The sequence below is a fragment of the Blastomonas sp. CCH1-A6 genome (assembly GCF_001556365.1).
In the GTDB taxonomy this organism is placed as follows: domain Bacteria; phylum Pseudomonadota; class Alphaproteobacteria; order Sphingomonadales; family Sphingomonadaceae; genus Blastomonas; species Blastomonas ursincola.
Genome location: NZ_LSIS01000363.1, coordinates 1 through 453 on the forward strand (window position 1 = coordinate 1; position 453 = coordinate 453).

At 66.9% G+C, this 453-nt stretch carries 1 protein-coding gene; it reads right to left on the minus strand.

Annotated elements, in window-relative coordinates:
- Positions 1-453 (minus strand): methyl-accepting chemotaxis protein (locus AX735_RS26460; protein WP_231750158.1); only part of this gene is annotated, 453 nt, incomplete at both ends.

Consider the following 453-nt stretch of genomic DNA (forward strand, 5'->3'; position numbering starts at 1 on the left):
TGCCGATGTCCTGTTCGCGGCAGGCGGCGCTGATCTCGGACACCAATTCGGCGGTCCGGCGGATATCGGGGACCAGCTTGCCCAGCATGTCACCAGCCTCGGCGGCCGCCTTGACGGTCTCGGACGAGACCTGGCTGATCTCGGCCGCTGCGCCCTGGCTGCGCTCGGCAAGCTTGCGCACCTCGGAGGCGACGACTGCGAAGCCGCGGCCATGTTCGCCGGCGCGCGCCGCCTCGACGGCTGCGTTGAGCGCGAGCAGATCGGTCTGGCGGGCGATTTCCTGGACGATGCTTATCTTCTCGGCAATCATCTGCATCGCGCCCACGGCCCTGTTCACCGCCTGACCGCTGACATCGGCATCCTGAGCCGACTGGCGCGCGATCTTCTCGGTCTGTGCGGCATTGTCGGCGTTCTGCTTGATGTTCGCAGCCATCTCTTCCATCGAGGCCGAGG